This window comes from Cupriavidus basilensis OR16 (assembly GCF_000243095.1).
Taxonomy (GTDB): Bacteria; Pseudomonadota; Gammaproteobacteria; order Burkholderiales; family Burkholderiaceae; genus Cupriavidus; species Cupriavidus basilensis_D.
Genome location: NZ_AHJE01000203.1, coordinates 1 through 362, shown reverse-complemented (window position 1 = coordinate 362; position 362 = coordinate 1). Strand labels below are relative to the sequence as shown.

At 68.8% G+C, this 362-nt stretch carries 1 pseudogene; it reads left to right on the top strand.

Features of this window, described 5'->3' with window-relative positions:
• Positions 1 to 362 (top strand): annotated as a pseudogene (locus OR16_RS37950) (hemagglutinin); the annotation flags it as partial.

Here is a 362-nt window from a genome sequence, read left to right as displayed (position 1 = left end):
GCATGCCCGACGGTGAACGCGCTGGTGCCGCAGGTGTACCTGCCGGAAGGCTACGCACAGGCGCTCACCAAGCCCACCGGCGGCACCATCGCCGGCGACAAGGTGAGCCTGGACATCGCGGGCCAGCTGCGCAACAGCGGCGCCATCACGGCGGGCGACACGCTCAACGTGAAGGCCGGCAGCATCGACGCCGCGCCCAACGTGGTGGACATCGGCACCTCGGCCTACAAGGCCCAGGGCGGCTGGAACGTGATCACCGGCACGGTGGTGCAGCCGGGCGGGTTCATGAGCGCGATGCGCATGCACATCGAGGCCGACAGCATCAACGCGGTCAACAACGCGTTCCTGATCCGCAACGCCGA